The sequence below is a fragment of the Wolbachia endosymbiont of Tuta absoluta genome, from assembly GCF_059414725.1.
Map to the genome: position 1 here is coordinate 1 of NZ_JBNRJY010000550.1, position 1,820 is coordinate 1,820.

The 1,820-nt window shown below is 50.9% G+C and carries 2 tRNA genes and 2 rRNA genes; all 4 read right to left on the bottom strand.

The features are described 5' to 3' along the window. Nucleotides 1-798 (bottom strand): 23S ribosomal RNA (locus tag ACJ5GX_RS06100); the annotation flags it as partial. A 207-nt stretch (nt 799-1,005) separates the two neighbouring features. Beyond that, nucleotides 1,006-1,081: transfer RNA gene (locus tag ACJ5GX_RS06105), tRNA-Ala, on the bottom strand. A 38-nt stretch (nt 1,082-1,119) separates the two neighbouring features. After that, a tRNA-Ile gene (locus tag ACJ5GX_RS06110) sits at nt 1,120-1,196 on the bottom strand. Nucleotides 1,197-1,270: 74 nt separating this feature from the next. Further along, a 16S ribosomal RNA gene (locus ACJ5GX_RS06115) occupies nt 1,271-1,820 on the bottom strand; the annotation flags it as partial.

Genomic DNA, 1,820 nt, shown 5'->3' on the forward strand with positions numbered 1-1,820 from the left:
CCCGGTTTGATTGGCCTTTCACCCCCAGCCACAAGTCATCCGCTAATTTTTCAACATTAGTCGGTTCGGTCCTCCAGTTAGTGTTACCCAACCTTCAACCTGCCCATGGCTAGATCACCGGGTTTCGGGTCTATACCTTGCAACTAATCGCCCAGTTAAGACTCGGTTTCCCTACGGCTCCCCTATACGGTTAACCTTGCTACAAAATATAAGTCGCTGACCCATTATACAAAAGGTACGCAGTCACACCACGAAGGTGCTCCCACTGCTTGTACGTACACGGTTTCAGGTTCTATTTCACTCCCCTCGCCGGGGTTCTTTTCGCCTTTCCCTCACGGTACTGGTTCACTATCGGTCAGTCAGGAGTATTTAGCCTTGGAGGATGGTCCCCCCATATTCAGACAGGATGTCACGTGTCCCGCCCTACTCATCGAACTCACGACCTGTGCATTTTAGTGTACGGGGCTATCACCCTTTGCTGCGCGACTTTCCAGACGCTTCCACTAACACACAAGCCGATTCAGGTTCTGGGCTCCTCCCCGTTCGCTCGCCGCTACTGGGGGAATCTCGGTTGATTTCTTTTCCTCGGGGTACTTAGATGTTTCAGTTCCCCCGGTTCGCCTCATGCCACTATGTATTCATGACATGATAGTGTGTCGAAACACACTGGGTTTCCCCATTCGGGTATCGCCGGTTGTAACGGTTCATATCACCTTACCGACGCTTTTCGCAGATTAGCACGCCCTTCATCGCCTCTGACTGCCTAGGCATCCACCGTGTACGCTTAGTCACTTAACCTCACAACCCGAAGATGTTTCCATCGTTCGCGCTGCAAACATTTGAGAGACTCTATGACAGGTTACTCTTCATCCCAGTACATCTACGGAGGGATAAATTTCAGCCGTCATGTTTCAATTTTCAGCTTGTTCCAGATTGTTAAAGAGCAAAATACTTCGCAGCATACTGTCGCCAATATACTCTGAAGTATTGAAATACCGGACTATATGGTGGAGCTAAGCGGGATCGAACCGCTGACCTCCTGCGTGCAAGGCAGGCGCTCTCCCAGCTGAGCTATAGCCCCATACAGTCACGCGCAGTACCTTTTCCACTTCCGAGAAGTGGTAGGCCTGAGTGGACTTGAACCACCGACCTCACCCTTATCAGGGGTGCGCTCTAACCACCTGAGCTACAAGCCTATAAAGGTATTTCTGCTCGTTACTTTCTATCAGACAATCTGTGTGAGCACGCCACTCGAATCAATATCTTTAGGTAAGGAGGTGATCCAACCGCAGGTTCCCCTACGGTTACCTTGTTACGACTTCACCCCAGTCATGAATCACAAAGTGGTAAGCGCCCTCCCGAAGGTTAAGCTACCTACTTCTTTTGCAACCCACTCCCATGGTGTGACGGGCGGTGTGTACAAGGCCCGGGAACGTATTCACCGTAGCATTCTGATCTACGATTACTAGCGATTCCGACTTCATGGAGTCGAGTTGCAGACTCCAATCCGGACTACGACATACTTTATGAGGTCCGCTTGCTCTCGCGAGGTCGCTTCTCTTTGTATATGCCATTGTAGCACGTGTGTAGCCCTACTCGTAAGGGCCATGATGACTTGACGTCATCCCCACCTTCCTCCAGTTTATCACTGGCAGTCTCCTTTGAGTTCCCGGCCAAACCGCTGGCAACAAAGGATAAGGGTTGCGCTCGTTGCGGGACTTAACCCAACATTTCACAACACGAGCTGACGACAGCCATGCAGCACCTGTCTCAGAGTTCCCGAAGGCACCAATCCATCTCTGGAAAGTTCTCTGGATGTC